The organism is Chryseobacterium indologenes (genome assembly GCA_016025055.1).
GTDB classification, from domain to species: Bacteria; Bacteroidota; Bacteroidia; order Flavobacteriales; family Weeksellaceae; genus Chryseobacterium; species Chryseobacterium indologenes.
In genome coordinates, this window is the sequence record CP065590.1 from 3,749,428 (window position 1) to 3,771,671 (window position 22,244).

Genomic DNA, 22,244 nt, shown 5'->3' on the forward strand with positions numbered 1-22,244 from the left:
ACAACCGAGCTTAATACGCTGCAAAACACAAGCCCTCAGGATACTAAAGCCATAGAAAAAGTAAGATTGAAAATACAAGCGTTATCTGGAAAGGACCGAGAAACTGCGTCTGATATTTCTGATCTTCAAAAGAGTATTGCAGAGCTGAAAGCGAGGAAAAGCGAAATCATAGGAAAATAACCAAATGTTGAGGAAAATTAATTATCTCAGTGTCAATAATTTGAATATTGGATGATGGAGGAGGGAACCAATATAATATCAAGTGGAACGCTTGTTGTAAAACTTATGTAAAAATGACAATTATGAAAATTCCAACATTAGTAATGGCTGGTTTATTAGCGGTAGGAGTTTCTGCACAGACCACGAAGCCTGCCGGCCAAAGTAAAAAGCCTGTGAAAAAAGTAAAAAAAATCGTCAATCCCGAAGCTCCCGGTAAACCCAAACCGGCAACCCCCAAGGCTGTAGTAAAAAAAGATACATTGGTACGCGCTCCTTTTAATTGTCCGGCTTGCGGAATGGGATAATGATGAGAAAACCATTATTAGGATTATCGATGATGCCGGAAGCTGAATTTGTTTCTGCAGCTTTACCTTTGCTGCAAAACAATTCAGTAGAAGTATTGGAATGGTCATTCGATACCTTATTTAATACAAACGAACCGGACTGGCTCCGTGATCTGTTGAATTTTTATGCAGAGAATAATCGTTTAATAGGGCATGGTGTTTATTATTCTCTGTTTGACGCTCAATGGACCGACAGACAGGAAATATGGCTCAGCAGGTTGAAAGACGAAGTCAGCAAACGAAACTACAATCATATTACTGAGCATTTCGGATTTATGAATACTGAAAACTTTCACCAGGGAGTTCCGTTGCCCGTACCTTTGCACCCCATAACATTACAGATCGGACAAGACAGGCTTCAAAGGCTTCAGGACGCCGTCAATATACCTGTGGGAATAGAAAATCTTGCATTTTCTTTCTGCCTTGATGATGTTAAAGAACAGGGTGTTTTTCTTGAAAAACTGATAGACAATTCCGGGGGATTTCTAATTCTTGACCTTCATAATATGTATTGTCAGTCCTGTAATTTTGATGTGGATATACAAGAAATTATCAAGTTGTATCCTCTTCAAAAGGTGAAAGAAATCCACCTTTCGGGAGGCAGCTGGCAGGAGAGTGTTTATGGGAAAAAAATGATCCGCAGAGATACTCACGATCATACCATTCCGGAAGAAATATTTGCCATACTGCCGTTTGTACTGTCACACTGTGAAAATTTAGAATATATCATTATCGAAAGACTTGGCCACACGATAAAAACTAAAGAGGAAGAGGATGATTTTTTTTCTGACTTTATGAGGGTGAAAACAATAATAGACTCTTCGGCGGGTCATGAAAGGCAGGGAGATTTATGGATAAAAAAAGAATTTGAACTTTCAAAATATCCTGTTGAAGACCCTGTTTTATATGAAGAACAGTCAAGGCTTACAAAATTGTTGTTTGACGGTACACATGTAGATTCCATTAAAAATGAAAATTTTCATTATTTTAATACTGCCGGCTGGGATCCTGAAATGATATTTACAGCTCAGGAAATTATAAAAAAATGGAATCCCTATTAAATATACTAATCATCACAAATCAAATTATATGAAAATGGCAACTCTTTTATTACTTGGTACTGCTGTGCTTACAGCCCTTATAGCGGGTTTGTTCTATGCATATTCCTGCTCTGTTGTACTTGGGCTCGGAAAACTTTCCGATGCTGAATATCTCAAAGCGATGCAAAATATCAACAGGGAAATACTCAATCCGGTTTTCTTTATGAGCTTTATGGGAACAGCGATCCTTCTTCCGGTATCTGCTTTTGTGTTTCGGGGGCAGCAACCAACGTTTGTCTTCCTTTTACTGGCAACCTTAGCCTATTTGATAGGTGTTTTTGGAGTAACAGCAGGAGGAAATGTTCCGATGAATGATATTCTTGATAAGTTTGATATTGCGGGCTCTTCGGCAGAAGCTCTTAAACAAATGCGGGATAATTTTGAAAGCAGATGGAATTTTCTGAATAATATAAGAACCGTTTTTTCCATAATCAGTATTACCCTGGTGGTTTGCGCCTGTATTTGGAATAAAGAAGTTTAAGAATTTAAGTGAAAGTACTTACTTATAAATTCCGTATTTCTACGGATGGATCGTAAGGGTTTTATCCGGATCTTTGTCTTGTTACCAGGAAGGAAGTTAAGTATTTAAAATAATATTGAAAAATAATAACCAGGAAGATTCTGATCTCAATGAGAAAAAGGCAGCCCCAATAGAGCTGCCTTTTTCTTTATTATCAAAAATGACCTTAAATTTTTAAAAGCTCAATCGTTCTCTCCGGGCTTTCTGCAGAAAATACTGCATTTCCGGCAACAAGAACATCGGCTCCGGCTTCAAATAATTTGGAAGCATTATCAAGGTTTACACCGCCATCTACTTCAATTAGAGCTGTAGAATTGTTGCTTACAATAAGATCTTTCGTTTCAGCAATCTTTTTATAGGTGTTTTCAATGAATTTCTGACCTCCGAATCCGGGGTTTACACTCATTAATAAAACCAGATCCACATCAGCAATAATGTCTTCAAGCATCAGAACTGGGGTAGAAGGATTCAGAACAACCCCTGCTTTCGCTCCTTTACTCTGGATATGGTGAATGGTTCTGTGAAGGTGTGTACATGCTTCATAATGTATGGAAACAAGGTCTGCACCATGGTTGATAAATTCATCAACATACTTTTCCGGCTCAACGATCATCAAATGAACGTCTACAAATTTTTTAGCATGCTGCTGAACCGTTTTCATCACAGGAAAACCAAATGAAATGTTGGGAACAAATCTTCCGTCCATCACATCGATGTGGAACCAGTCGGCCTGAGATCTGTTTAACATTTCAATATCTCTTTGCAGATTCCCAAAGTCTGCAGATAAAAGGGATGGAGCAATAAGCTTCGTTTTCATTTTTACTTTTTATACTTTTACTTAGATTTCAGATATTAGACATCAGACATCAGATATCAGATAAAAGACGTCAGATATTAGATTTAGAATGCTGTTGTTATAGTCTGGCATCTGATATATGACCTCTGGTGTCTTTAATGATACTTCAGTTTCATTTCCGGCTTGATCTTCAGGATCGTTTCGTAGATAAGTTTGATCACATTACCTACGTCTTCCTTAGAAACCATTTCTACCGTTGTATGCATATAACGCAAAGGTAAGGAAATTAAAGCACTTGGTACACCGCCGTTTGAATGGGCAAACGCATCAGTGTCGGTTCCTGTAGCTCTGCTGGCAGCTGCTCTCTGGAAAGGTATTTTTTTATTTTTGGCAGTATCGATGATTAGCTCCCTGATCGTATGATGAATACTTGGTGCGAAGAATACCACAGGGCCGTCCCCACACTTCTGATCACCTTCTTTTTTCTTTTCAATCATGGGAGTGGTGGTGTCGTGGGTAACGTCTGTAACGATTGCAATATTGGGCTTGATTGTATCAGCAATCATATCCGCTCCATATAAACCTACTTCTTCCTGTACGGAGTTGGTGATATAAAGACCAAAAGGAATAGATTTCTTATTTTCTTTTAAGAGTCTTGCCACTTCAGCAATCATAAAACCTCCGATTCTGTTGTCCAGGGCTCTGCAGACAAAATATCTGTCGTTCATTTCAAAGAATTCATCAGGGTAGGTGATCATGCACCCTACAAAGATTCCCATTTCTTCCACTTCTTTTTTGGAAGTTGCCCCACAATCGATGAATATATTCTCGATTTTAGGAGTAGGTTCGTTCTGGTTGCTTCTGGTGTGGATAGCCGGCCATCCGAATACCCCTTTTACTATCCCGTTTTCTCCGTGAATATGAACTACTTTAGAAGGTGCAATGGTCTGGTCTGAACCTCCGTTTCTGATCACGTAGATCAGTCCGTCATCCGTAATATAATTGACATACCATGAGATTTCGTCGGCATGAGCTTCTATCACTACTTTGAATTCAGCCTCAGGATTAATGATGCCATAGCACGTTCCGTAATGATCTACTTCTATTTTGTCAACATAGGGTCTGATGTAATCCATCCAGACTTCCTGTCCTTTGTGTTCGTAACCGGTTGGTGATGAAGTGTTTAAATATTTTTCTAAAAATTTCAAAGATTTCTTTTCAAATTTCATAAAAAGGAATGATTTTTGCGTTCAATTTTTGTTCTTATAAGTGTAAAAATAATGAATTTTAGTAAGATTATCTGTCTTTTTATCTTCTTTTTTGGAGTCAGTGTTTTTGGTCAGAAAGATACTGTGGAGGCAAAACCACTTAATCAGTATCCACCTGAGTCTTTAAAAGTGGATGAGTTTGGCAACAAATATTATTATGATGAAAGGCAGAAAGTCAAGGTATATGAAGTTAACGGAGAGCCTGTAGTTGTATTGGATGAACTGGTTTTGGTCAATAAACCGAGATTTAATAATCAGCTGGATAAGAATTATTATTATTTTCTCAATAAAAAGTTATACAGGGTCTATCCTTTGTTTGTGACTGCATTGCAGCAATACAGGGACATTCAGAAGGATATGAATGATATGGACAGCAAAGCCAAAAGGAAATTTGTCCGGGAAAGACAAAATATGCTGGCTGACCAATATGAAAAGCAATTAAGAGATCTTACCACCACTGAAGGGCAGGTTTTTGCAAAACTCATGAACAGATCCACAGGTAAGAACGTTTATGAGATTATCAAGGAGTTAAGAGGCGGATGGAGCGCTTTCTGGTGGAACGTCAAAGGAAAGATGGCTGATATCGACCTGAAAGAACAATATGATCCCCATAAAAACAGGACGGATGAATTTGTAGAATCATTACTTCAGTCAAACTGGAATTCAGGTTATCTGCAACCTTATCCCGGTGCGAATGATTTCAAAGTAAAAAAATAAATATAAAAATACCTGTAAGAAGCTTTACAGGTATTTTTCTTTTAATTTATCAAAGGCAATCTGATCAGCTATCAGAGAAAAAGGGTTTTTAATGATATTGATGGGCAGCCATTCTGCTTTTTCAATACCTTCATCTTTGATCCTGAGATTTTCCTCATTCATAATTTTTGCTACATAATAAATTGATAAGAGCTGCCTGCCATCTTTGAAATGCGAAGTAATAATATGGTCCTGCGTATACAGATGTTCCAGAATCTTAATTTTTACATTCAGCTCCTCGTCGAATTCTCTGTGAAGACAATCCAGCAAACTTTCTCCGAATTCCAAACCTCCTCCCGGAAATTTAAGGACCGTATTCCCCATAAATTTTTCAAATAATGCCAGAACGGAGTTGTTCCTGATAACACAAGCATATGTCCTGATGTTAAAATTATTTTTCATAGAATTAATTTTCAATATAAAAATACATGTTTTTATTCACAGTGTATTGAAATAATTAGATGAAAATATATTTGCTTAAAAAATTTTACTTCTATAAAAGAAAAGTTCCTATGATCATAGGAACTTTTCTTTTAATTTATCAAATACAATTTTGTCTATCGGGAGAGGAAAAGGATTGTCCGGCCGGTCAATCTCCATCCATTCTGTTTTTTCGATGCAGGGATCTAGAATAAGGAAGTCTTCTTCATTGGTGATATTAACTATATAATATATGGTAAGAAGCTGCTCATTCTCTCTGAATCGTGATACCAGAAAATTTTCCTGAGTATAGAAGTGTTCTACAATATCTATTTTCACATTCAGCTCTTCATCAAATTCACGATGTAAACATTCCAGTACACCTTCTCCATATTCTAATCCTCCACCTGGAAATTTCACTAAAGGTTCGCCGGCATATTCTTCAAATAAGGTTAAAACTTTCTTATCTTTTACCGCACAAGCATACACTCTAATGTTGATCTTGTCTATCATATATATAAGGTATAATATTTTGTCTAGCTAAGGTAAGAATTTTTACGGAAGCGAAAGGGGAAAATAGCAACAAGCTACAACTTTATCGCGTTAATCATCTCTCTTTTTCCGGGAGGCCCCTGTTTTTTCTCTACCTTAAAATTGAGTTCCTGTAGAATCCTTCTTACGCTTCCTTTAGAAGAATATGTTGTTAATAATCCGTTAATGGCCATTTTGTCCGAAACCAGCTCGAATAATGGTTTTTCCCATAGATCAGGTTGTACCCGTGCTCCAAAACAGTCAAAGAAAACGAGATTTATTTCTGGCAGATGTATGCTTTTCAGGTCGAAAAAGTCACATTCTATCTTTTTTAAGTTAAATCCACTAATGATTTCAACTGGTTTTTCCCAATCTGCCAGATGAATTTTCTGATAAATATTTTTGAACTCCGGGTTATCAAAAAGCTCAAAATATGCCAGGTCGTTAACTTCGGATTCATTTATGGGGTATTTTTCGAGTGAAAAATAATTAATGACATGATTTTTGTCAGTTTTTAAATATTCATTAATTGTCACCAAAACATTCAAACCTGTTCCAAATCCTAGTTCTAAAATATTAATTTCGTAATCATTAACTAAGTTTAATCCATTTTTGATAAACACGTGTTCGGCTTCCTGTAGCGCTCCGTGATGGGAATGGTAGTTTTCATTTAAGTCACTGATAAACAATGTTTTGCTTCCGTCGTTTGTAGTCTTTATTTCTCTTTTCAAGCTATTTTTTTGTCAAATTTACTCTAAAATTTTTATATTTAGAAAATTATGTTAAATTTGTAGAACATCGTAAAAATTTTTAAAAATGATAATTCAAAAAACTGAAAACTCCAGAATTTCTACATTCGACCCGAACAATTTTTCATTTGGTAGTACTTTCATTGATCATATGATCATATGTGAGTATGAAGACGGAAAATGGGGGGGATGTAAAATTAGTTCCTTACGGTCCGATTCCATTTACGCCTGCCATGATGGGAGTAAATTATGGACAAGCTTGTTTCGAAGGTATGAAAGCCTATAAAGACAAAGACGGGCAGGTTTTCCTTTTCAGGCCAGAAAAGAATTTTGAACGTATCAATAAATCAGCAAAGCGTCTTGCTATGCCTGAGGTAACTGAAGAAATGTTTTTAGATGGATTAAAAGCATTAGTAGATATCGACAGAGACTGGATTCCTCAGGGTGAAGGAATGTCATTATATATCAGACCATTAATTTTTGCTACAGAGGAAGCTTTAAAAGCAAGAGTTGCCAATAAATACATGTTTGCTATTGTAGCCACCCCGGCGAAGAGCTATTATGCAGAACCTGTTTCTGTAAAAATATCTGACCACTATTCAAGAGCAGCAAACGGAGGAGTAGGTTCTGCGAAAGCAGCAGGAAATTATGCCGCTTCTTTCTACCCGACACAACTGGCAATCGAGGAAGGATATGAACAAATCATCTGGACCGATGATGCTACTCACGAGTATTTTGAAGAGAGTGGTACTATGAACGTATTCGTAAGAATCAACGATACGATCTATACACCACCGACTTCTGAGAAGATCCTTGACGGGGTAACAAGAGACAGCTTCATTCAACTGGCGAAGAAAAGAGGAATTGAAGTGAAAATTGAACCTGTTGCTGTAAAAACTGTTATCGAAGCTTTGAAAGATGGTAGTCTTAAAGAAGTATGGGGTGTAGGTACAGCGGTAGTGACTACTGAATTCCAGGCCTTAGGATATGAAGGTAAAAAACTGGAGCTTCCAAGATTGTCTCCGGAAGAAAGTTATGCTGCTATTCTTAAGAAAGATCTTGTTGACCTTCAAAACAATCTTTCCGAAGATCCGTTCGGATGGAGAGTGGCAGTTGATCACGTACTTGAAACCGTTTAATATTATTAAAATAAACTATTATAAAAGCCGGGTATTCCCGGCTTTTTTATATACACATACAATTGGAGTACGACCTTTACACTATATCCGAAAATCAACTGAATAACAGGTTACGATAGAAATACATCAATACGATCATACATTTCTTCATCAAGTTTTGTAATTGATTCTTGAAATGTGTATTTTCGCAAATGTTTATGAAAAAATTAGTCTTCATATCAGTCATCAGTCTGTTGGGTTGCAACAGGAATGCACAGACGGCTCATCCCCCTGTAGGCGGTGTTTTAAGCCAAAAGGATCTGGATGTTTCCAGAAACAGGATGAAAAATCTGAATACTATAGAAAGAGGGCAGATCCAGGATTGGATCAATAGCCAGCCTGTAAAGTATTATCCTACACAACTTAATTATTGGATAACAGTGGATGGATATGATCAGAGAGAAAGGAGAGCGGATAATAGCATGATCTCATACTCTTATGATCTGTATGATTTTGATCAGACCAAAATTTATGACAATCCGATTGAAAGGAGAGATGCCAGATTCGGGCACTTTGATGAATTGAAAGCGGTAGAAAATGCTTTGCGTTTTATACATGATGGTGAAGAAGTGACACTTTTGGTACCGTCCTCTTTGGCGTATGGAACCTTTGGAGACGAAAAAAAAATAGACAATGACATCCCATTAATCATAAAATTAAAAGCTTTATAACAAATGAAATTGTTTAACAAGAATATAATTCTGGCAGCGGCAAGTATTTCGCTGATGAGTTGTACCCCAATTTATAAAAAAATGAACGTAGACAAAGAAACTTACGAAGGTCTTAATGACGGACTTTATGCCAATCTTCAAACCACTAAAGGTAACATGATCGTTAAGTTTGAAGACAAGAAAGCACCAGTAACTGTAGCCAACTTTATCGGTCTTGCTGAAGGGAAAATCGACAACAAAGCTAAGGCTAAGGGAGTTCCTTACTATGACGGAACTATTTTCCACAGAGTGATCAAAGATTTCATGATCCAGGGAGGAGATCCTCAGGGAACAGGAATGGGAGATCCCGGATATAAATTCGAGGATGAGAAGAACGATCTTAAGCATACAGGAAAAGGTATTCTTTCTATGGCGAATTCTGGACCCAACACAAACGGTTCCCAGTTCTTCATTACTGAAATACCTACTCCTTGGTTAGACGGAAGACACACGATCTTCGGAAAAGTGGTAAAAGGTAATGATGTGATTGATGCTATTGCTAACGTAGAAAAAGGAGCTCAGGATAAACCAAAAACAGATATCGTTTTAGAGAAAGTTTCTATTTTCGGTAAAGGTGACGAGTACAAAAACTACGATGCTGCTAAGACTTTTAACGAAGGAAAAGCAAAAATCGCAGAAAACAATAAAGCGTACATCGCAAAAGAAGAAGCTGAAAAAAGAAAAAAGAAGAAGAATTCAAAGCAAACCAGGAAAAACTTGTTGAGAACCTGAAAGCCGGTATGCAGAAAACTGAATCAGGTCTTTACTATAAAATTACAAAAACTGCTGACGGAAAAGCTCCGAAAGCTGGCGACAATGTTTCTGTACACTATGCAGGGAAATTGGTTGACGGTACCGAATTCGATTCTTCATTCAAAAGAAACGAGCCTATCGAAATTCCTATCGGAATGGGGAGAGTTATCAAAGGATGGGATGAAGGGATCCTTTTATTAAAAGAAGGTGAAACTGCTACTTTATTGATCCCGCCTGCTATGGCTTACGGAGAAAGAGGAGCAGGAGGGGTGATCCCGCCAAACTCTTGGTTGGTCTTCGATGTAGAGCTTGTAAAAGTAAAATAAGTACATCTTATAAAAATATAAACCGCCCCGCAAAAGGGTGGTTTTTTTGTGAATGGTTTTAATGTTAAGAGATGAAGATAAAATTAATCGTAGGTATTATTTCACTTTTTTCAGTTTTGTCCTTTGGCCAGACTGGAAAAGTTGATGATGAAGTAGGCGTGAAAAGAGATTTTATGACTTTTTTCAAAAATATAAAAGAAAAGGATATTGAGAATGCTGTAAACTTAGTATATCCTAAATATGTAAATGCTGTAACACGGGAGCAGGTTTTTAAAGTTTTGACGTTGTCTTATAATAATCCTGCTTTCATTACTGATATTCAAAAATTTGAAATAAATAACGTTGAAAAGCCTGAATTTATCGATGGTGAATATTTTTCAGTGGTCAACTATTCTTTCACCATGAAGTTTAAAATTGACTGGAAGGTCATTCATGATGCGGAATCAGTGAAGCAAAAAATGAATGATGCAGTAATGACCCGATACGGAAAGGAATATGTGAAATATTTCAGCGATGGAGATTACTACCTGATCAATACCGGGATGAAAGCATGTGCTGTTTCAAAAGATCAAAAAACTGGAAGTTTTTGATTGTTGAAAAAGAAAATAGACCTCAGCTCACCCCTATTTTGCCGGGAAAAATTCTTGAAAAATTATAAAACTTGTTAGTCAGGAACGTCCTTTTGATACGAAGATGAAAGAATACAATACAAAGCCACCTTTGCGGGTGGTTTTTTTATTGGAATAAAAATACCGTAGAAATACGGATTTTGTCAGATATTTTTTACTGTTATCTTTATCAGGTACTTACGAATACTAAAATATAAAATATGTTTGATCTGGATTATGATATAATAAAACAGGAAATTGAATCAGATGTTTGTAAAGAACACGGCTTACATCCGGAATTTGTAAAAACAGATGAAGGGTTTGGAATAAAAGCCTGTTGCGATCCTTTCAGGATAGAACTGGTTCAAAAGTCTGAGAAAATGATTGAAGAGCAGACCGAAAAACTGCTTGATAAAATCATGAAAGATATGTTTAATGAATAAATTTTGTACGATGCGATAATAGTTCCTATTATCAAAAAACCGCCCCAAAAGGGCGGTTCTTTAGTAAAAGAAAGATTAAAAAGTTATACGTTTCTGCCGGATCTTTTCTTCATGTCCGTTCCTGCAAGGGAACTGATGAATACAAGGCCAAAGCCTATATAAGCGGCAAATGCGGTCAGATATATTATTAAGCTGTTAAAACTTGGTTTTGAAGTATATACCAACACTGAAAAGGCAGCAAAACTCAATACCAACAACAGGCTCCAGATATGCATTTTTGCAGCGTCTTCATTTCTCTTAAAAATCATTTCAAAAAAGGCTCTCATCATTACTAACATTTTAAGGGTTATACATTATTTATCTATAAAGCAGCATACTGATCACGGTAAAAAGAATGGCATACTCTCTTACTGGGCTAAGGTTCGCGATAGCTTTGCCGTTTATTCACTATTATGACGCCGGATTAAAAACCCGGAGTATCAATATTTTGAATCATTATCTACATGATTCGAGGGTAGATGATACCAGTCAGATACGGTGCATACAACTGCTGTGAAAAACAAACCGAGGGTTCATTCACCACGTTTCCCGTATCTTTTACGGCATCGTAGAAAAAAAGGATTCATATACATCAATATGAACTTTGAATCAGTGGAAAACTGAAAATCCACAGAAAACCTTTTTTCTCATCCTTAGTGCTTTTTTATAATTTTTTCTCGATAAATTACATGCGAATATCATGCCAAAGTGACAATTTAGTGATTAACGCTTTGTTTTTAATGGGTGTAAGTGTTTGTTTTTAAATGTGATAAGTGAATTATTTCCTTAAACGATGAGAAAACAAAGGGAAAATTGTATTTTAAACGGAGAATTGGGAATCGGGAGGAGGTTTTGGTCACGCCTGGAAAAATTCCTTGTATAGATTAAAATATAGAGCAAGAACATTTTTAAAAGTCTGGAAAAAGCCTGTCAAAACAAAATAAGCTTGAAGTATTTATGAATGTAATCTGTTGAGTACTATTTAAAAAGCCCATATAAGTCCTGATTTTTCAGAACTTATATGGGCTTCTTTTGTATATAGTCTAATACCTGTTTTCTGAGATTACCAGTTTTTATCAACCATATAAATAATCTGTGTCAGGGCTGTTGCTCCCAGTAAAAGCTCCCTTCTGTTGACTTTTTCAAAGGTATCTTCTTCAGTATGGTGGATATCAAAATAACGTTGAGAATCCGGCATCAATTCAGCTGCGGGAATTCCCATGTCGTGAAGCGGATACAGATCTGTTCCTGAGAATCTTTCTTCAAAATTATAAACACCATACGGGATGAATAGTTTCGACCAGCTCTTAATTTGCTTTCTTTTTGCATCATCCATGTCCAGGGCAATTCCTCTCGGTGCAAAGCCACCTGCATCGGTTTCGATAGCAAAAAGATGTTTTTCATTCTTCTCTTTTACTGTTTTACCGTACTGGATTCCGCCTTTTACCCCATTTTCTTCATTGGCGAAGCAAACTACCCGTATCGTATGGTTATTTTGTAAACCCAGTTTTTTGAAAGTTCTTAACACTTCAATACTCTGAACAATTCCGGCACCATCATCGTGGGCTCCTTCACCCACATCCCAGGAATCTAAATGGCCTCCGACAACAATGACGCTTTGGTCTTTTTTACCGGTAATTTCGCCAATGACAGAGTGGGAGAGTTTTTCTCCTTTCATTCCACAATTGGAATTGAGTTTTGCGGTGACATTCTGTTTATTCAATAAAGCTGCCAGTTCATCAGCTGTTGTACTTCCGATTGCTACAGCCGGTACTTTCGATACGTTGTCTTCATAACGCATAGCTCCCGTGTGTGGAATATCATCGAACGCTGAAGAAAGGGAACGGATAATCGCAAACTTTCCTCCTTTTTTTGCCGTTAAAGAAGCTGCTGTTGTTCTGTACTTTGCCGCATCGCCATATCCTTTGAAAGTTTCTATGAAAGACTGGTTGAAAGGGTAGTTAAAGAACAGGATTTTATTTTTCACTTTTTCTGCCGGAAGATTATTATACTCTTCCATCGATTTTACCATGATGATTTCTCCTGAAACATCTTTACCTTTTGTCCCTTCAGAGTTTCCTAAAGAAAGCATTTTAAGGCTTTTCCAGTTTCCGTTGGAGGTTTTGATGTGTAAGGATTCTTTGCCTCTTTCCCAAACCGGGATCATGACTTCCTGAAGCCATACTTTGTCTGCTCCGGCGTCACGAAGTTTTTGTTCGGCCCATTTTACAGATTTTTCATAAGCTTCAGAGCCGCTTAGACGGTGACCTATTGTTTTTGTAAGTTCCCGTAATTCATTATAGCCTTTTCCGTTATTCAAAATCTCAGTGGAGATCTTTTTGAACTGGATAGAATCTTCCTGTGTTTGGCCAAATGCAGCCATTCCGGAAAGTAATAAGGCAGTACCTATTATTTTTTTCATTGTTACCAATTTTTATCAATCATATAAATAAGTTGTGTCATTACCGCAGCACCGAGTAAGAGTTCTCTTCGGTTGACTTTTTCAAAAGTATCTTCAGTGGTATGATGAATGTCAAAATAACGTTGGGGATCGGGAACAAGTTCTGCCGTAGGAACACCCATTTCATGAAGTGGGGCAATGTCTGAACCTGAATATTTTCCTTCAAAATTGTAAACCCCATAAGGCAGAAAGAGATGTCCCCAGCTTTTGATCTGGTTTCTTTTAGCGTCGTCCATTTCCAGCGAGATTCCGCGTGGAGAAAATCCTCCGGCATCAGATTCTATGGCAAAAAGATGTTTTTCGTTATTTTCTTTGGTGATTTTCCCGTACTGTTTCCCACCTTTTGTTCCATTTTCTTCGTTGGCAAAACAAACCGCTCTGATGGTGTGATTATTCTGTATTCCCAATTTTTTGAAAGTTCTTAATACTTCAATACTCTGAACAATCCCGGCGCCGTCATCATGAGCGCCTTCACCTACATCCCACGAATCAAGATGTCCTCCTACAACAATGACACTCTGGTCTTTTTTACCGGTAATTTCACCAATGACAGAATGGGAGAGTTTTTCTCCTTTCATACCACAATTGGAATTGAGCTTTGCAAATACCTTCTGTTTTTGCACTAGGGCTTCCAATTCATCAGCTGATGTATTTCCGATGGTTACTGCAGGAACTTTGCTTATGTCTTCATCATAACGCATATTACCTGTGTGCGGAACATCATCAAAAGCTGAAGAAAGAGAACGTATAATGGCAAATTTTCCTCCTTTTTTAGCGGTTAATGAAGCTGCAGTACGCCTGTAGGCTCCTGCTTCACGATAGGCTATAAAAGTCTGTACATGTTCCTGATTAAAAGGATAATTAAAGAACACGATTTTATCTTTTACCTTTTCAGCAGGGAGTTTGTCATATTCTTTAAGGGATTTAACCATAATGATTTCTCCTGAAACATCTTTTCCGCCTGTACCTTCAGAATTCCCCAGAGAAAGCATTTTGAGGCTTTTCCAATTGCTGTGGGAGGTCTGGATGTGCAATGATTCTTTGCCTCTCACCCAGACGGGGATCATGACTTCCTGGAGCCATACCTTGTCTGCTCCGGCATCACGAAGCTTTTGTTCGGCCCATTTTACAGATTTTTCATACGCTTCAGACCCGCTTAAGCGGTTGCCGATATTTTGTGTAAGCTCTTTCAGCTCAGTGTAGCTTTTTCCGTTATTCAGAATTTCTGTAGATATCCTGTTAAATTCCAGGGAATCTGCTTGAGTCTGAGCAGATAAAAAAGTTACTCCTAAAATTAATAATGATAGATTTGCTATCCTTTTCATATTACCAGTTTTTATCAACCATAAAAATTAATTGAGTCATTGCTACCGCTCCCAGCAAAAGCTCACGTTTATTGACCTTATCAAAGGTATCCTGTTCAGAATGATGATAATCAAAATACCTTTGTGTATCTACTACTAGCTCTGCCAACGGAATGTCCAGTTTTTTTAAAGGTGCAATATCCTGAATGGCTTCTGTCTGGTCGAAATCATAAACCCCGTAAGGAAGAAAATAATCTTTCCATGGATAAATCAATCTTCTCCGTTGCGGTGACATGTCCAGAGAGAATCCCCGGGGTGAGTATCCTCCTGCATCTGTGCCTAAAGCGAATATATGTTTTTCTTCTTTCTTTTTCACATAAGCAGCATACATTTCACGTCCCTGTCCTCCGTTTTCACTGTTGGCGTATAAGACGACCCTGATCGTGTGATTATTTTCGTATCCAAGTGCTTTCAATGCCCTTAAAACTTCGATACACTGCACAACGCCGGTTCCGTCATCAATGGCACCTTCGCCAACATCCCAGGAATCAAGCTGTGCGCCTAAAACAATCACTTTAGTATCTTTTTTACCTTCAATTTCAGCGATAATATTCGGATTGGTAGTACTGGCTTTTGATTCTGCGGTCATGTTGATTTTAGCAGTGACTTTTTGCTTTTTCAATATTTTTTCCAGCTCATCAGCAGATTTTACTCCTATTGATAAAGCAGGAATTTTAACTTTATCATCCGGTTCGTAGTAAATCATTTTTGCATGGGGAACATCGTCGCTTGCTGTTGTCAGTGATCTTATAATTAAAGCTTTTGCTCCTGTTTTAGCAATGACAGATGCTGAGATTAATTTAGATTTTGCCGTCTGCAGATAGGCATCACTGGTGTTAATAATTTTAGGATCCATAGGTACATTCACAAAAACTATTTTGTCTTTTAGCTGACCTATAGACATTGCATTGAGTTCTGAAGTGGAATTAATTAATACAATTTCTCCCGTAAGGTCTTTTCCGCCTGTGCCTTCGGAGTTTCCGAAAGAAAGCATCCTTATATTTTTCCAGTCACCATTTCCTGTCTTGATATGGAGAGATTCTTTCCCTCTGATCCAGACCGGGGCTTTGGCTTCTTGTCTCCAGATCATATTGATTCCGATTTCCTTAAACTTTTTTTCAGCCCATTCTACTGCTTTCTCATAACCGGTAGTGGCACTGAAACGGGGTCCGATACCTTTTGTCAGTTCTCCGAGATGATCATAGGCCTTACCATTGGTCATAATCTCATCTGAGATCTTTTCAAATTCTTGATGATAATTTAATTTTACAGGAATCGCTGTTTTATTGGTGACCTTTTTCTGTGGCTTTTTTTGAGAAAATAAAAATCCACTCAAAAAGAGTGGAAGTATAATGAATATTTTTTTCATTTTTTATTTACCTTTCTTTTTCCAATGATAAAAGTAGGGAAAAAATAGGAATTTACTAAGGTTTCATGTCGTACATTAACAGAGCTGTAATCAATTTTGGCTCAATGAATGTACATTTTGGCGGCATGCTTAATTTTAAGTCTGAAATTTTAATCATGTCATTGAAACTTACAGGGTAAATTCCAAATCCGACTTTACCTTCACCATTGTCAATCTTTTCTTTTAAAATATTAATTCCGTTGATGTTAGACGTTCCTTTTACATAGGAAATCAGCTCAGAGCTGTCCGGATCTTCAATTTTTAAGATATTTTTAAAAATATATTTGTCTAAAAGATGGTGATCCAGATTATCCAGAGACATTTCTCTGGAACGAAGGTCATGTTTCACGTGAAGGGAATAAAACTTACCATCCAGATACATTGAGATATGGAATTTTTGTGAAGGGAAGTAAGGTGTTTCACCTTTTTCGTGAATAAGGAAATACTTGTCCAGCTCCTTCAGAAAGTCTTCATTGGAAATGCCGTTCAGATCGTGTAAAATCCTGTTATAATCGTGAATTTTAATAGACTGGTTCGAAACGATAAAGCTGTATACAAAGTTGTAAAGTTCAGTACCGGTGTGTCTTTTATTTTTCTCTTTATGACGTTTGGCATTTAACGCGGTAGAGCCAATTCTGTGGTGGCCGTCCGCAATATAAAATGAATCGATCTGGTCGATGACTTCTTTGAACTGCTGGAGCTTGAGACGATTGTCTATTCTCCAGATCTTATGTCTGATTCCAATGGTATCTGTATGATTGAAAATAGGAACATTCTTCTCCTCATGGTTCATCAGCAATTCAATTTTTGAATTGGCAGGGTAGGTAAGCAATACAGGTTCTGCCTGTAAGTTTACTTTCTCAAGGTAATGTGCGAGATTTTCCTTTTTCTGAGGAATGGTACTTTCGTGCCTTTTGATTTTTCCGTTCCAGAAATCTTCAATGCTTGCCAACCCGAGAAGTCCTCTGAAAACCTGTTTATTGGGATAGATCTGCTCATAAAGATAATACGAAGAATTGTCCTGGATCAGTTTTTTCTCGTCCAGAAGTTCTTCAAATGTGGAGCGGATCTTCCTTAAGTTCCGGTCAATATCTTTAGATTTACTTACAACATAGGGTTTAATCATGTTGATGTAAGTATTTTCGACTTGAGCTTTCTCTGCAATCTCTTCCTGGGTGAAATTATCCAGTGGATGAGTAGGGAAAGTGCTCTCAATATCTCTATGAGGTCTTATTCCACGGAAAGGTTTAAAAACAGGCATATTTATCTTATAGTTTCTTTTTGTAGCTTAATAATTTGTTCTGCAAGTTCGATACCGATTTTCTCTTGCGCATCTACCGTATTTCCTCCGACATGTGGAGAAAGTGATAATGCCGGGTTCATCAATAGGGGCAGTTCCGGGCTGGGTTCATTTTCGAAAACGTCCAGTGCGGCTCCGGCCACTTTTCCTGAGTCAATAAAATCGTTCAGGGTGACTTCATTGATGACTCCGCCTCTTGCAGTATTGACAATATAGACTCCGTCTTTCATTTTTTCAAACTGAGGGGTATCTATAATGTAGTTATTCGTTTTGGGTGTATTGATGCTGATAAAGTCTGTATCTTTAAGGAACGCATCCATATCATTGGTAGAACTGATTTCAAAGCTGACAGATTGTCCGTCAAAAAAGTTCAAGCTGAGAACTTTTGTTTTCGGGCTTTTTGTCAGGACCTTGATCTTCATTCCTAAAGCGATTCCTATTTTTACGACTTCCTGGCCAATACTTCCAAAGCCGATGACTCCTAATGTTTTTCCAGAAAGTTCATACGCGTTACTGAATGACTTTTTCATGGCATTGAAGTGAGTGTCTCCTTCCAAAGGCATTAGTCTGTTTGATTCATGAAGAAATCTTGCCAGTGAAATGAAATGTCCGAACACGAGTTCAGCAACTGATTTTGAAGATGCGTTAGGGGTATTGATTACTTTAATCCCTTTACTTTTTGCATAATCTACATCAATATTATCCATTCCGATACCGCCTCGTCCGATAATTTTAAGACCGGGACATGCATCGATCAGATCCTGTCTTACTTTAGTAGCACTTCTTACCAGAAGAACATCCACATTATTATCGTTGATAAAATTAATAACGTGATCCTGAGCCACTCTATTGTCCAGGATTTCAATTCCGGCTTCTTTTAAAACCTGTTCTCCTGATTTTGAGATTCCATCGTTTGCTAAAACTTTCATGTGTTATTTTATTATAGATGTTTGAGGTAAGATATCAGAACTTTGGTCGCAAGGTCTGCTATCTGATATCTGTTGTCTTAATCTTTTTATTTTTTCGGTCGCCTAATATAAGCTATTTTATTGACTTCATTACGTCCACCAAAACCTGTACGCTTTCAATCGTCAGGGCGTTGTATAAGCTCGCTCTGTAACCACCTAAACTTCTGTGGCCGTTTAATCCGCTGATACCAGCCGCTTTCCATGCATTATCGAATGCTTCCTTCTTGCTTTCATCGGTAATATTGAAAGAAACATTCATTAGAGAACGATCTTCTTTTACACAGAATGTTTCGAATAGAGGGTTGCTGTCTATTTCGTCGTATAAAAGTTTAGCTTTTGCTTCATTTCTTTTTTCTGCAGCAGCGATACCTCCGTTGTTTTCAAGGTGCTGAAGCGTCAACAAAGAGGCATATACAGGGAATACCGGTGGGGTATTGTACATCGATTCTTTGGCAATATGTTGAGAATAGTCCAGCATAGAAAGCATATTTTCTCTGCCTGTTTTTCCCAGGATTTCTTTTCTGATAACGACTAAAGTAACTCCGGCAGGCCCCATATTTTTTTGAGCTCCCGCATAAATTAAATCAAATTTAGAGAAATCAAGCTGTCTTGAAAAAATATCAGAACTCATGTCACAAACCATCAGGGTATCCACCTCAGGGAAAGTTTTCATCTGGGTTCCGTAGATCGTGTTGTTGGAAGTACAGTGGAAATAGTCATATTCTGAACCCACTGTATAACCTTTGGGAATAAAAGAATAGTTCTCTTCCTTTGAGGAACCTACAACATCTACTGATCCCAGTTTTTTTGCTTCTTTAATAGCCCCGGCTGCCCATGTGCCCGTATCCAGATAAGCGGCTTTTCCACCAACTTTCATCAGGTTGTAAGGTACCATGGCAAACTGCATGCTTGCACCGCCTCCTAAATAAATTACCTCATAATCATCACCAAGATTCATCAATCTCTTTACAATTGCACGTGCTTCGTCCATTACGGCAACGAAATCCTTACTTCTGTGAGAAATTTCAAGAAGGGATAATCCAATACCATTGAAATCCAGGATTGCCTGTGCTGATTTTTCAAATACTTCCTGTGGTAAAATACATGGTCCTGCGCTGAAGTTGTGCTTTTTGTTCATATTTTTATTTTTTGGTTGCTGAAGAAATTTTGTTTTTTCAGCTGTATTGAGGTTTTCTATTAAAATTATTAAGCTATAGTTAAAAAAATCCGCCTCACAAAGCATGAGACGGTGTTTTTTTATTCGCCGTGTAAGAATGCTTTTTTATTAAGTAAAGCTTCTTCTGATTCTACATGATCTTCATCCGGAACACAGCAGTCTACCGGACAAACGGCTGCACATTGTGGCTCCTCATGGAATCCTTTACATTCGGTACATTTATCTGTTACAATGAAATACACATCGTCGCTCACCGGTTCCTGTGGTGCATCAGCGTCTACAGTAAGTCCTGAAGGAAGTGTTACAGTACCTTGAAGACTAGTACCTTCCGAAGCTTTCCAATCTACGGCTCCTTCATATATTGCATTATTCGGGCATTCAGGTTCACAAGCCCCACAGTTAATGCATTCATCAGTTATTTTAATAGCCATCGCTAATTTTTTTTAAATTTGCACAAAATTACAAAATATTCCCCAATTTTAAAGTAATTATGAATACCGAAAATCAAGTTTTAGGACTTATTAAGTTAAGCGATTATATACAGGCTTTTTTAGCTAAGAAAATTGAAGATCAGAATGAAGATGATGTTAATATTGAATTATTATTAAAGAAATCTGAAATTGAAAATCCATGGTTTACAGTTGATAATCAGAAATTTGCCTTGCAGCAGTGGGCAGATTTATTGACTGAAGAGAATATAAAAAACTGGCTTCAGAATTATTCGATCTCAAAGATTTCCAAGAGAGTAGGATTAATTTTGGCCGGAAATATTCCTTTGGTTGGGTTTCACGATGTGATTGCCGTAGTGTTGAGCAACCATATAGCTGTGATCAAATTATCTTCAAAAGATAAATATCTGATTCCGTTCCTGTTAAACAAATGGAAAGAATTTTCTGATGGAAATGTAGAATTTGAATTCGTAGAGAAATTAGAAAATTTTGATGCGGTCATTGCCACCGGAAGCAACAATACAGCGAGATACCTGGAGTATTATTTTAAAAACCATTTAAGTATTATCCGAAAAAACAGGACATCTGTTGCTGTATTGAAAGGGGATGAAACTGATGAGGAACTTCAGCTGCTGGCTAAAGACATCTTCCGGTATTTTGGACTAGGCTGTAGAAATGTGACCAGGATTTTTATTCCTAAAGACTTTGTGATCGATAGGTTGTTTGAAAACTTTCTGGGATTCCAGGATATCATCAATCATAACAAATATGCCAATAATTACGATTACAACAGAGCCGTGTATCTTTTGAATCAGGATAAATTCTGGGATAATAATTTTGTAATGCTTAAAGAAGATGACAAATTATTCAGCCCGCTTTCCGTGATTAATTTCAGTAGATATGAGTCATTGGATGATGTGAAAAATTTTATTGCGGGGAACGAAGAAAATATTCAATGTGTGGTCGCTAAAGATCAGTTGATTCCGGACTCTGTTTACTTTGGAGAGACTCAGAATCCGGGGCTTGATACTTATGCAGATAATGTGGATACGATGAAGTTTTTGGAACTGGTCTGATTTTCGTATCTTCCTTCACTTATTTAACTAATAACAAAATGGATTATATGAAAAAATTATTTTTAGGACTTGCAGTGATCGGAGGACAATTAATGTTTGCCCAGAAAGTGGTTGGTCTGCAAGTTGAGAAACCACAGAATAAAGAACAGCAGGCTACAATCAGCAAGGAGAAAATCGGATTGTATAATGATAATTTCCAGGCATTTGTTGTCGCTTTGCAGGCTTCTGACCGCAAAACAATTGACGGGTTGCTTTCAGATAAAGTAAAGGAAATTGTGACCGATGATGTCCTTAAGAAAGTAAAGGCAGGTATCGATCCCGGTAAAAAACTTGAGGTATTAAAAGCAGGATACTATAAAACAATGGATGGAATTAATCATCCGAGTATCAAGTATAAGTATGCAGGAGAGACTTCTTCGAAAGAAGTGATCAGCGCTGTATTTGAGGATGACGGGAAAATTCTCGGAGTATTGCCCGCCAAGAAAGACAAATAAATTATTTTCGATTAACTAAAAAATATTAACTATGATGACAGATGTTTTAGTCGCTCATTCTTCGGAAGTGGAGAAGGCGAATTTTTACAAGAAAACGTATTTGCACGTTGCTTTATCAATCCTTGCGTTTATCGGGGTTGAAACTATCTTATTGAATATAGTTCCGCCACAACTCATTGCGATGATGTTTGGCCAGAGGTATATTTGGCTATTGATTATCGGGGTTTTCTGGTTAGCTTCAATTTTAGCTTCCAAATGGTCCCTTTCACAAAGCAAATCAACACAATACCTTGGCTTAGGATTTTATATTCTTCTGGAAGCAGTGATTTTTATGCCTTTGCTTTTTATTGCTGTTAATATGACCGGAGGAACTGAGGTGATCTTCCAGGCTGCAACTTTAACGGTTGCTATGTTTGCCGGTATTTCCGGGGTTGCATTTACTTCTAAAAGAGATTTTTCTTTTTTAAGAAATATCATCATTATTGGCGGATTCATTTCTATCGGACTTATCGTAGCAGGAATGATCTTCGGATTTAACCTTGGATTATGGTTTTCGGTTGGAATGGTGATCCTGGCTTCAGCTACTATTCTATATCAGACAAGTAAGTTAAAAGACTCGTATGGTACCAACCAGTATGTAGGAGCTGCATTACAGCTTTTTGCATCTATTATGCTTTTATTCTGGTACATCCTAAGCATATTGATGAGCAGAAGAAACTAACAGACAGATATCTTTTACACATAGTCCCGGTGATATTTTCATCGGGATTTTTTTACATATACATGA

23 protein-coding genes and 2 pseudogenes are annotated in these 22,244 nt (G+C 37.4%); 12 read left to right on the plus strand and 13 right to left on the minus strand.

The features are described from left to right. The first annotated feature begins 302 nt into the window (after positions 1-302). From H3Z85_17240 to H3Z85_17250, 3 genes are read left to right on the plus strand one after another with little or no spacing between them, the layout of a single operon-like run. Positions 303-524 (plus strand): hypothetical protein, encoded by a 222-nt coding sequence (locus H3Z85_17240; protein ID QPQ51078.1) that lies wholly within the window; start codon positions 303-305, stop codon positions 522-524. After that, positions 524-1,624: a DUF692 family protein gene (locus H3Z85_17245; GenBank protein QPQ51079.1), complete on the plus strand. Its 1,101-nt coding sequence runs from the start codon at positions 524-526 to the stop codon at positions 1,622-1,624. The genes H3Z85_17240 and H3Z85_17245 overlap by 1 nt, the downstream gene beginning before the upstream one ends. Positions 1,625-1,652: 28 nt before the next feature. After that, entirely contained in the window at positions 1,653-2,144 is a 492-nt protein-coding gene (locus tag H3Z85_17250) for a DUF1772 domain-containing protein (GenBank protein ID QPQ51080.1), read from the plus strand. Positions 2,145-2,349: 205 nt separating this feature from the next. Here H3Z85_17250 and H3Z85_17255 read toward each other — a convergent pair whose 3' ends face one another. After that, the gene (locus H3Z85_17255; GenBank protein QPQ51081.1) at positions 2,350-3,000 is read right to left on the minus strand and encodes a ribulose-phosphate 3-epimerase; all 651 of its coding nucleotides are present in this window, start codon (positions 2,998-3,000) and stop codon (positions 2,350-2,352) included. Between the two features lie 134 nt (positions 3,001-3,134). Then, on the minus strand, positions 3,135-4,208 hold the full coding sequence (locus H3Z85_17260; protein QPQ51082.1) for a M42 family peptidase: 1,074 nt from the start codon (positions 4,206-4,208) through the stop codon (positions 3,135-3,137). Between the two features lie 51 nt (positions 4,209-4,259). On the opposite strand from H3Z85_17260, the gene H3Z85_17265 reads away from it, so the two are divergent. Beyond that, positions 4,260-4,964 (plus strand): DUF4294 domain-containing protein, encoded by a 705-nt coding sequence (locus tag H3Z85_17265; protein ID QPQ51083.1) that lies wholly within the window; start codon positions 4,260-4,262, stop codon positions 4,962-4,964. 24 nt (positions 4,965-4,988) lie between these two features. Here the strand turns inward: H3Z85_17265 and H3Z85_17270 are convergent, their stop codons facing one another. The 3 genes from H3Z85_17270 to mnmD all read right to left on the minus strand — a co-directional run bounded on the left by H3Z85_17270 (position 4,989) and on the right by mnmD (position 6,685). Beyond that, on the minus strand, positions 4,989-5,405 hold the full coding sequence (locus H3Z85_17270) for an NUDIX hydrolase (protein ID QPQ51084.1): 417 nt from the start codon (positions 5,403-5,405) through the stop codon (positions 4,989-4,991). A 114-nt stretch (positions 5,406-5,519) separates the two neighbouring features. Next, positions 5,520-5,936: an NUDIX hydrolase gene (locus tag H3Z85_17275; GenBank protein QPQ51085.1), complete on the minus strand. Its 417-nt coding sequence runs from the start codon at positions 5,934-5,936 to the stop codon at positions 5,520-5,522. 74 nt (positions 5,937-6,010) lie between these two features. Then, on the minus strand, positions 6,011-6,685 hold the full coding sequence (gene mnmD / locus H3Z85_17280; GenBank protein QPQ51086.1) for a tRNA (5-methylaminomethyl-2-thiouridine)(34)-methyltransferase MnmD: 675 nt from the start codon (positions 6,683-6,685) through the stop codon (positions 6,011-6,013). Between the two features lie 85 nt (positions 6,686-6,770). On the opposite strand from mnmD, the pseudogene H3Z85_17285 reads away from it, so the two are divergent. The 5 genes and pseudogenes from H3Z85_17285 to H3Z85_17305 all read left to right on the plus strand — a co-directional run bounded on the left by H3Z85_17285 (position 6,771) and on the right by H3Z85_17305 (position 10,721). Then, positions 6,771-7,842, plus strand: a pseudogene (locus H3Z85_17285) (branched-chain amino acid aminotransferase). A gap of 197 nt (positions 7,843-8,039) precedes the next feature. Next, on the plus strand, positions 8,040-8,552 hold the full coding sequence (locus H3Z85_17290) for a hypothetical protein (GenBank protein ID QPQ51087.1): 513 nt from the start codon (positions 8,040-8,042) through the stop codon (positions 8,550-8,552). Between the two features lie 81 nt (positions 8,553-8,633). Beyond that, a pseudogene (locus H3Z85_17295) lies at positions 8,634-9,670 on the plus strand (peptidylprolyl isomerase). Positions 9,671-9,741: 71 nt separating this feature from the next. Then, complete coding sequence (locus H3Z85_17300; protein ID QPQ51088.1) at positions 9,742-10,260, plus strand: hypothetical protein; 519 nt, start codon at positions 9,742-9,744, stop codon at positions 10,258-10,260. Between the two features lie 239 nt (positions 10,261-10,499). Next, a complete protein-coding gene (locus H3Z85_17305) occupies positions 10,500-10,721 on the plus strand; it encodes a hypothetical protein (protein QPQ51089.1) in 222 nt (73 codons plus the stop codon). An 83-nt stretch (positions 10,722-10,804) separates the two neighbouring features. Here the strand turns inward: H3Z85_17305 and H3Z85_17310 are convergent, their stop codons facing one another. The 8 genes from H3Z85_17310 to H3Z85_17345 form a co-directional block, all read right to left on the minus strand. Beyond that, positions 10,805-11,050 carry a hypothetical protein gene (locus tag H3Z85_17310; GenBank protein ID QPQ51090.1) on the minus strand — a complete coding sequence of 82 codons (246 nt, stop codon included), beginning with the start codon at positions 11,048-11,050 and terminating at the stop codon, positions 10,805-10,807. A gap of 773 nt (positions 11,051-11,823) precedes the next feature. After that, positions 11,824-13,182, minus strand: a complete 1,359-nt coding sequence (locus H3Z85_17315; protein ID QPQ51091.1) for a M20/M25/M40 family metallo-hydrolase — start codon at positions 13,180-13,182, stop codon at positions 11,824-11,826. Positions 13,183-13,184: 2 nt separating this feature from the next. Further along, complete coding sequence (locus H3Z85_17320) at positions 13,185-14,546, minus strand: M20/M25/M40 family metallo-hydrolase (protein QPQ51092.1); 1,362 nt, start codon at positions 14,544-14,546, stop codon at positions 13,185-13,187. A 1-nt stretch (position 14,547) separates the two neighbouring features. Continuing rightward, positions 14,548-15,954 (minus strand): M28 family peptidase, encoded by a 1,407-nt coding sequence (locus H3Z85_17325; GenBank protein ID QPQ51093.1) that lies wholly within the window; start codon positions 15,952-15,954, stop codon positions 14,548-14,550. Positions 15,955-16,009: 55 nt separating this feature from the next. Further along, positions 16,010-17,254, minus strand: a complete 1,245-nt coding sequence (locus tag H3Z85_17330) for a DUF1015 domain-containing protein (GenBank protein ID QPQ51094.1) — start codon at positions 17,252-17,254, stop codon at positions 16,010-16,012. A gap of 2 nt (positions 17,255-17,256) precedes the next feature. Then, positions 17,257-18,222 (minus strand): D-2-hydroxyacid dehydrogenase, encoded by a 966-nt coding sequence (locus H3Z85_17335; GenBank protein ID QPQ51095.1) that lies wholly within the window; start codon positions 18,220-18,222, stop codon positions 17,257-17,259. Between the two features lie 112 nt (positions 18,223-18,334). Beyond that, positions 18,335-19,399 (minus strand): 3-phosphoserine/phosphohydroxythreonine transaminase, encoded by a 1,065-nt coding sequence (gene serC / locus H3Z85_17340; GenBank protein QPQ51096.1) that lies wholly within the window; start codon positions 19,397-19,399, stop codon positions 18,335-18,337. Positions 19,400-19,518: 119 nt separating this feature from the next. Beyond that, positions 19,519-19,869, minus strand: a complete 351-nt coding sequence (locus tag H3Z85_17345; protein ID QPQ51097.1) for a 4Fe-4S dicluster domain-containing protein — start codon at positions 19,867-19,869, stop codon at positions 19,519-19,521. Positions 19,870-19,928: 59 nt separating this feature from the next. Here H3Z85_17345 and H3Z85_17350 point away from each other — a divergent pair, with 59 nt between their 5' ends. From H3Z85_17350 to H3Z85_17360, 3 genes are read left to right on the plus strand one after another with little or no spacing between them, the layout of a single operon-like run. Then, complete coding sequence (locus H3Z85_17350) at positions 19,929-20,963, plus strand: acyl-CoA reductase (protein ID QPQ51098.1); 1,035 nt, start codon at positions 19,929-19,931, stop codon at positions 20,961-20,963. 38 nt (positions 20,964-21,001) lie between these two features. Next, complete coding sequence (locus tag H3Z85_17355; protein ID QPQ51099.1) at positions 21,002-21,457, plus strand: peptidylprolyl isomerase; 456 nt, start codon at positions 21,002-21,004, stop codon at positions 21,455-21,457. A gap of 31 nt (positions 21,458-21,488) precedes the next feature. Further along, the gene (locus tag H3Z85_17360; GenBank protein ID QPQ51100.1) at positions 21,489-22,178 is read left to right on the plus strand and encodes a Bax inhibitor-1/YccA family protein; all 690 of its coding nucleotides are present in this window, start codon (positions 21,489-21,491) and stop codon (positions 22,176-22,178) included. Positions 22,179-22,244 lie beyond the last annotated feature (66 nt).

Coding starts and splice junctions, on each gene's coding strand:
- H3Z85_17240 (QPQ51078.1), top strand. CDS start 303: ATGAAAATTCCAACATTAGTAATGGCTGGTTTATTAGCGGTAGGAGTT.
- H3Z85_17245 (QPQ51079.1), top strand. CDS start 524: ATGATGAGAAAACCATTATTAGGATTATCGATGATGCCGGAAGCTGAA.
- H3Z85_17250 (QPQ51080.1), top strand. CDS start 1,653: ATGAAAATGGCAACTCTTTTATTACTTGGTACTGCTGTGCTTACAGCC.
- H3Z85_17255 (QPQ51081.1), bottom strand. CDS start 3,000: ATGAAAACGAAGCTTATTGCTCCATCCCTTTTATCTGCAGACTTTGGG.
- H3Z85_17260 (QPQ51082.1), bottom strand. CDS start 4,208: ATGAAATTTGAAAAGAAATCTTTGAAATTTTTAGAAAAATATTTAAAC.
- H3Z85_17265 (QPQ51083.1), top strand. CDS start 4,260: ATGAATTTTAGTAAGATTATCTGTCTTTTTATCTTCTTTTTTGGAGTC.
- H3Z85_17270 (QPQ51084.1), bottom strand. CDS start 5,405: ATGAAAAATAATTTTAACATCAGGACATATGCTTGTGTTATCAGGAAC.
- H3Z85_17275 (QPQ51085.1), bottom strand. CDS start 5,936: ATGATAGACAAGATCAACATTAGAGTGTATGCTTGTGCGGTAAAAGAT.
- H3Z85_17290 (QPQ51087.1), top strand. CDS start 8,040: ATGAAAAAATTAGTCTTCATATCAGTCATCAGTCTGTTGGGTTGCAAC.
- H3Z85_17300 (QPQ51088.1), top strand. CDS start 9,742: ATGAAGATAAAATTAATCGTAGGTATTATTTCACTTTTTTCAGTTTTG.
- H3Z85_17305 (QPQ51089.1), top strand. CDS start 10,500: ATGTTTGATCTGGATTATGATATAATAAAACAGGAAATTGAATCAGAT.
- H3Z85_17310 (QPQ51090.1), bottom strand. CDS start 11,050: ATGATGAGAGCCTTTTTTGAAATGATTTTTAAGAGAAATGAAGACGCT.
- H3Z85_17315 (QPQ51091.1), bottom strand. CDS start 13,182: ATGAAAAAAATAATAGGTACTGCCTTATTACTTTCCGGAATGGCTGCA.
- H3Z85_17320 (QPQ51092.1), bottom strand. CDS start 14,546: ATGAAAAGGATAGCAAATCTATCATTATTAATTTTAGGAGTAACTTTT.
- H3Z85_17325 (QPQ51093.1), bottom strand. CDS start 15,954: ATGAAAAAAATATTCATTATACTTCCACTCTTTTTGAGTGGATTTTTA.
- H3Z85_17330 (QPQ51094.1), bottom strand. CDS start 17,254: ATGCCTGTTTTTAAACCTTTCCGTGGAATAAGACCTCATAGAGATATT.
- H3Z85_17335 (QPQ51095.1), bottom strand. CDS start 18,222: ATGAAAGTTTTAGCAAACGATGGAATCTCAAAATCAGGAGAACAGGTT.
- serC (QPQ51096.1), bottom strand. CDS start 19,399: ATGAACAAAAAGCACAACTTCAGCGCAGGACCATGTATTTTACCACAG.
- H3Z85_17345 (QPQ51097.1), bottom strand. CDS start 19,869: ATGGCTATTAAAATAACTGATGAATGCATTAACTGTGGGGCTTGTGAA.
- H3Z85_17350 (QPQ51098.1), top strand. CDS start 19,929: ATGAATACCGAAAATCAAGTTTTAGGACTTATTAAGTTAAGCGATTAT.
- H3Z85_17355 (QPQ51099.1), top strand. CDS start 21,002: ATGGATTATATGAAAAAATTATTTTTAGGACTTGCAGTGATCGGAGGA.
- H3Z85_17360 (QPQ51100.1), top strand. CDS start 21,489: ATGATGACAGATGTTTTAGTCGCTCATTCTTCGGAAGTGGAGAAGGCG.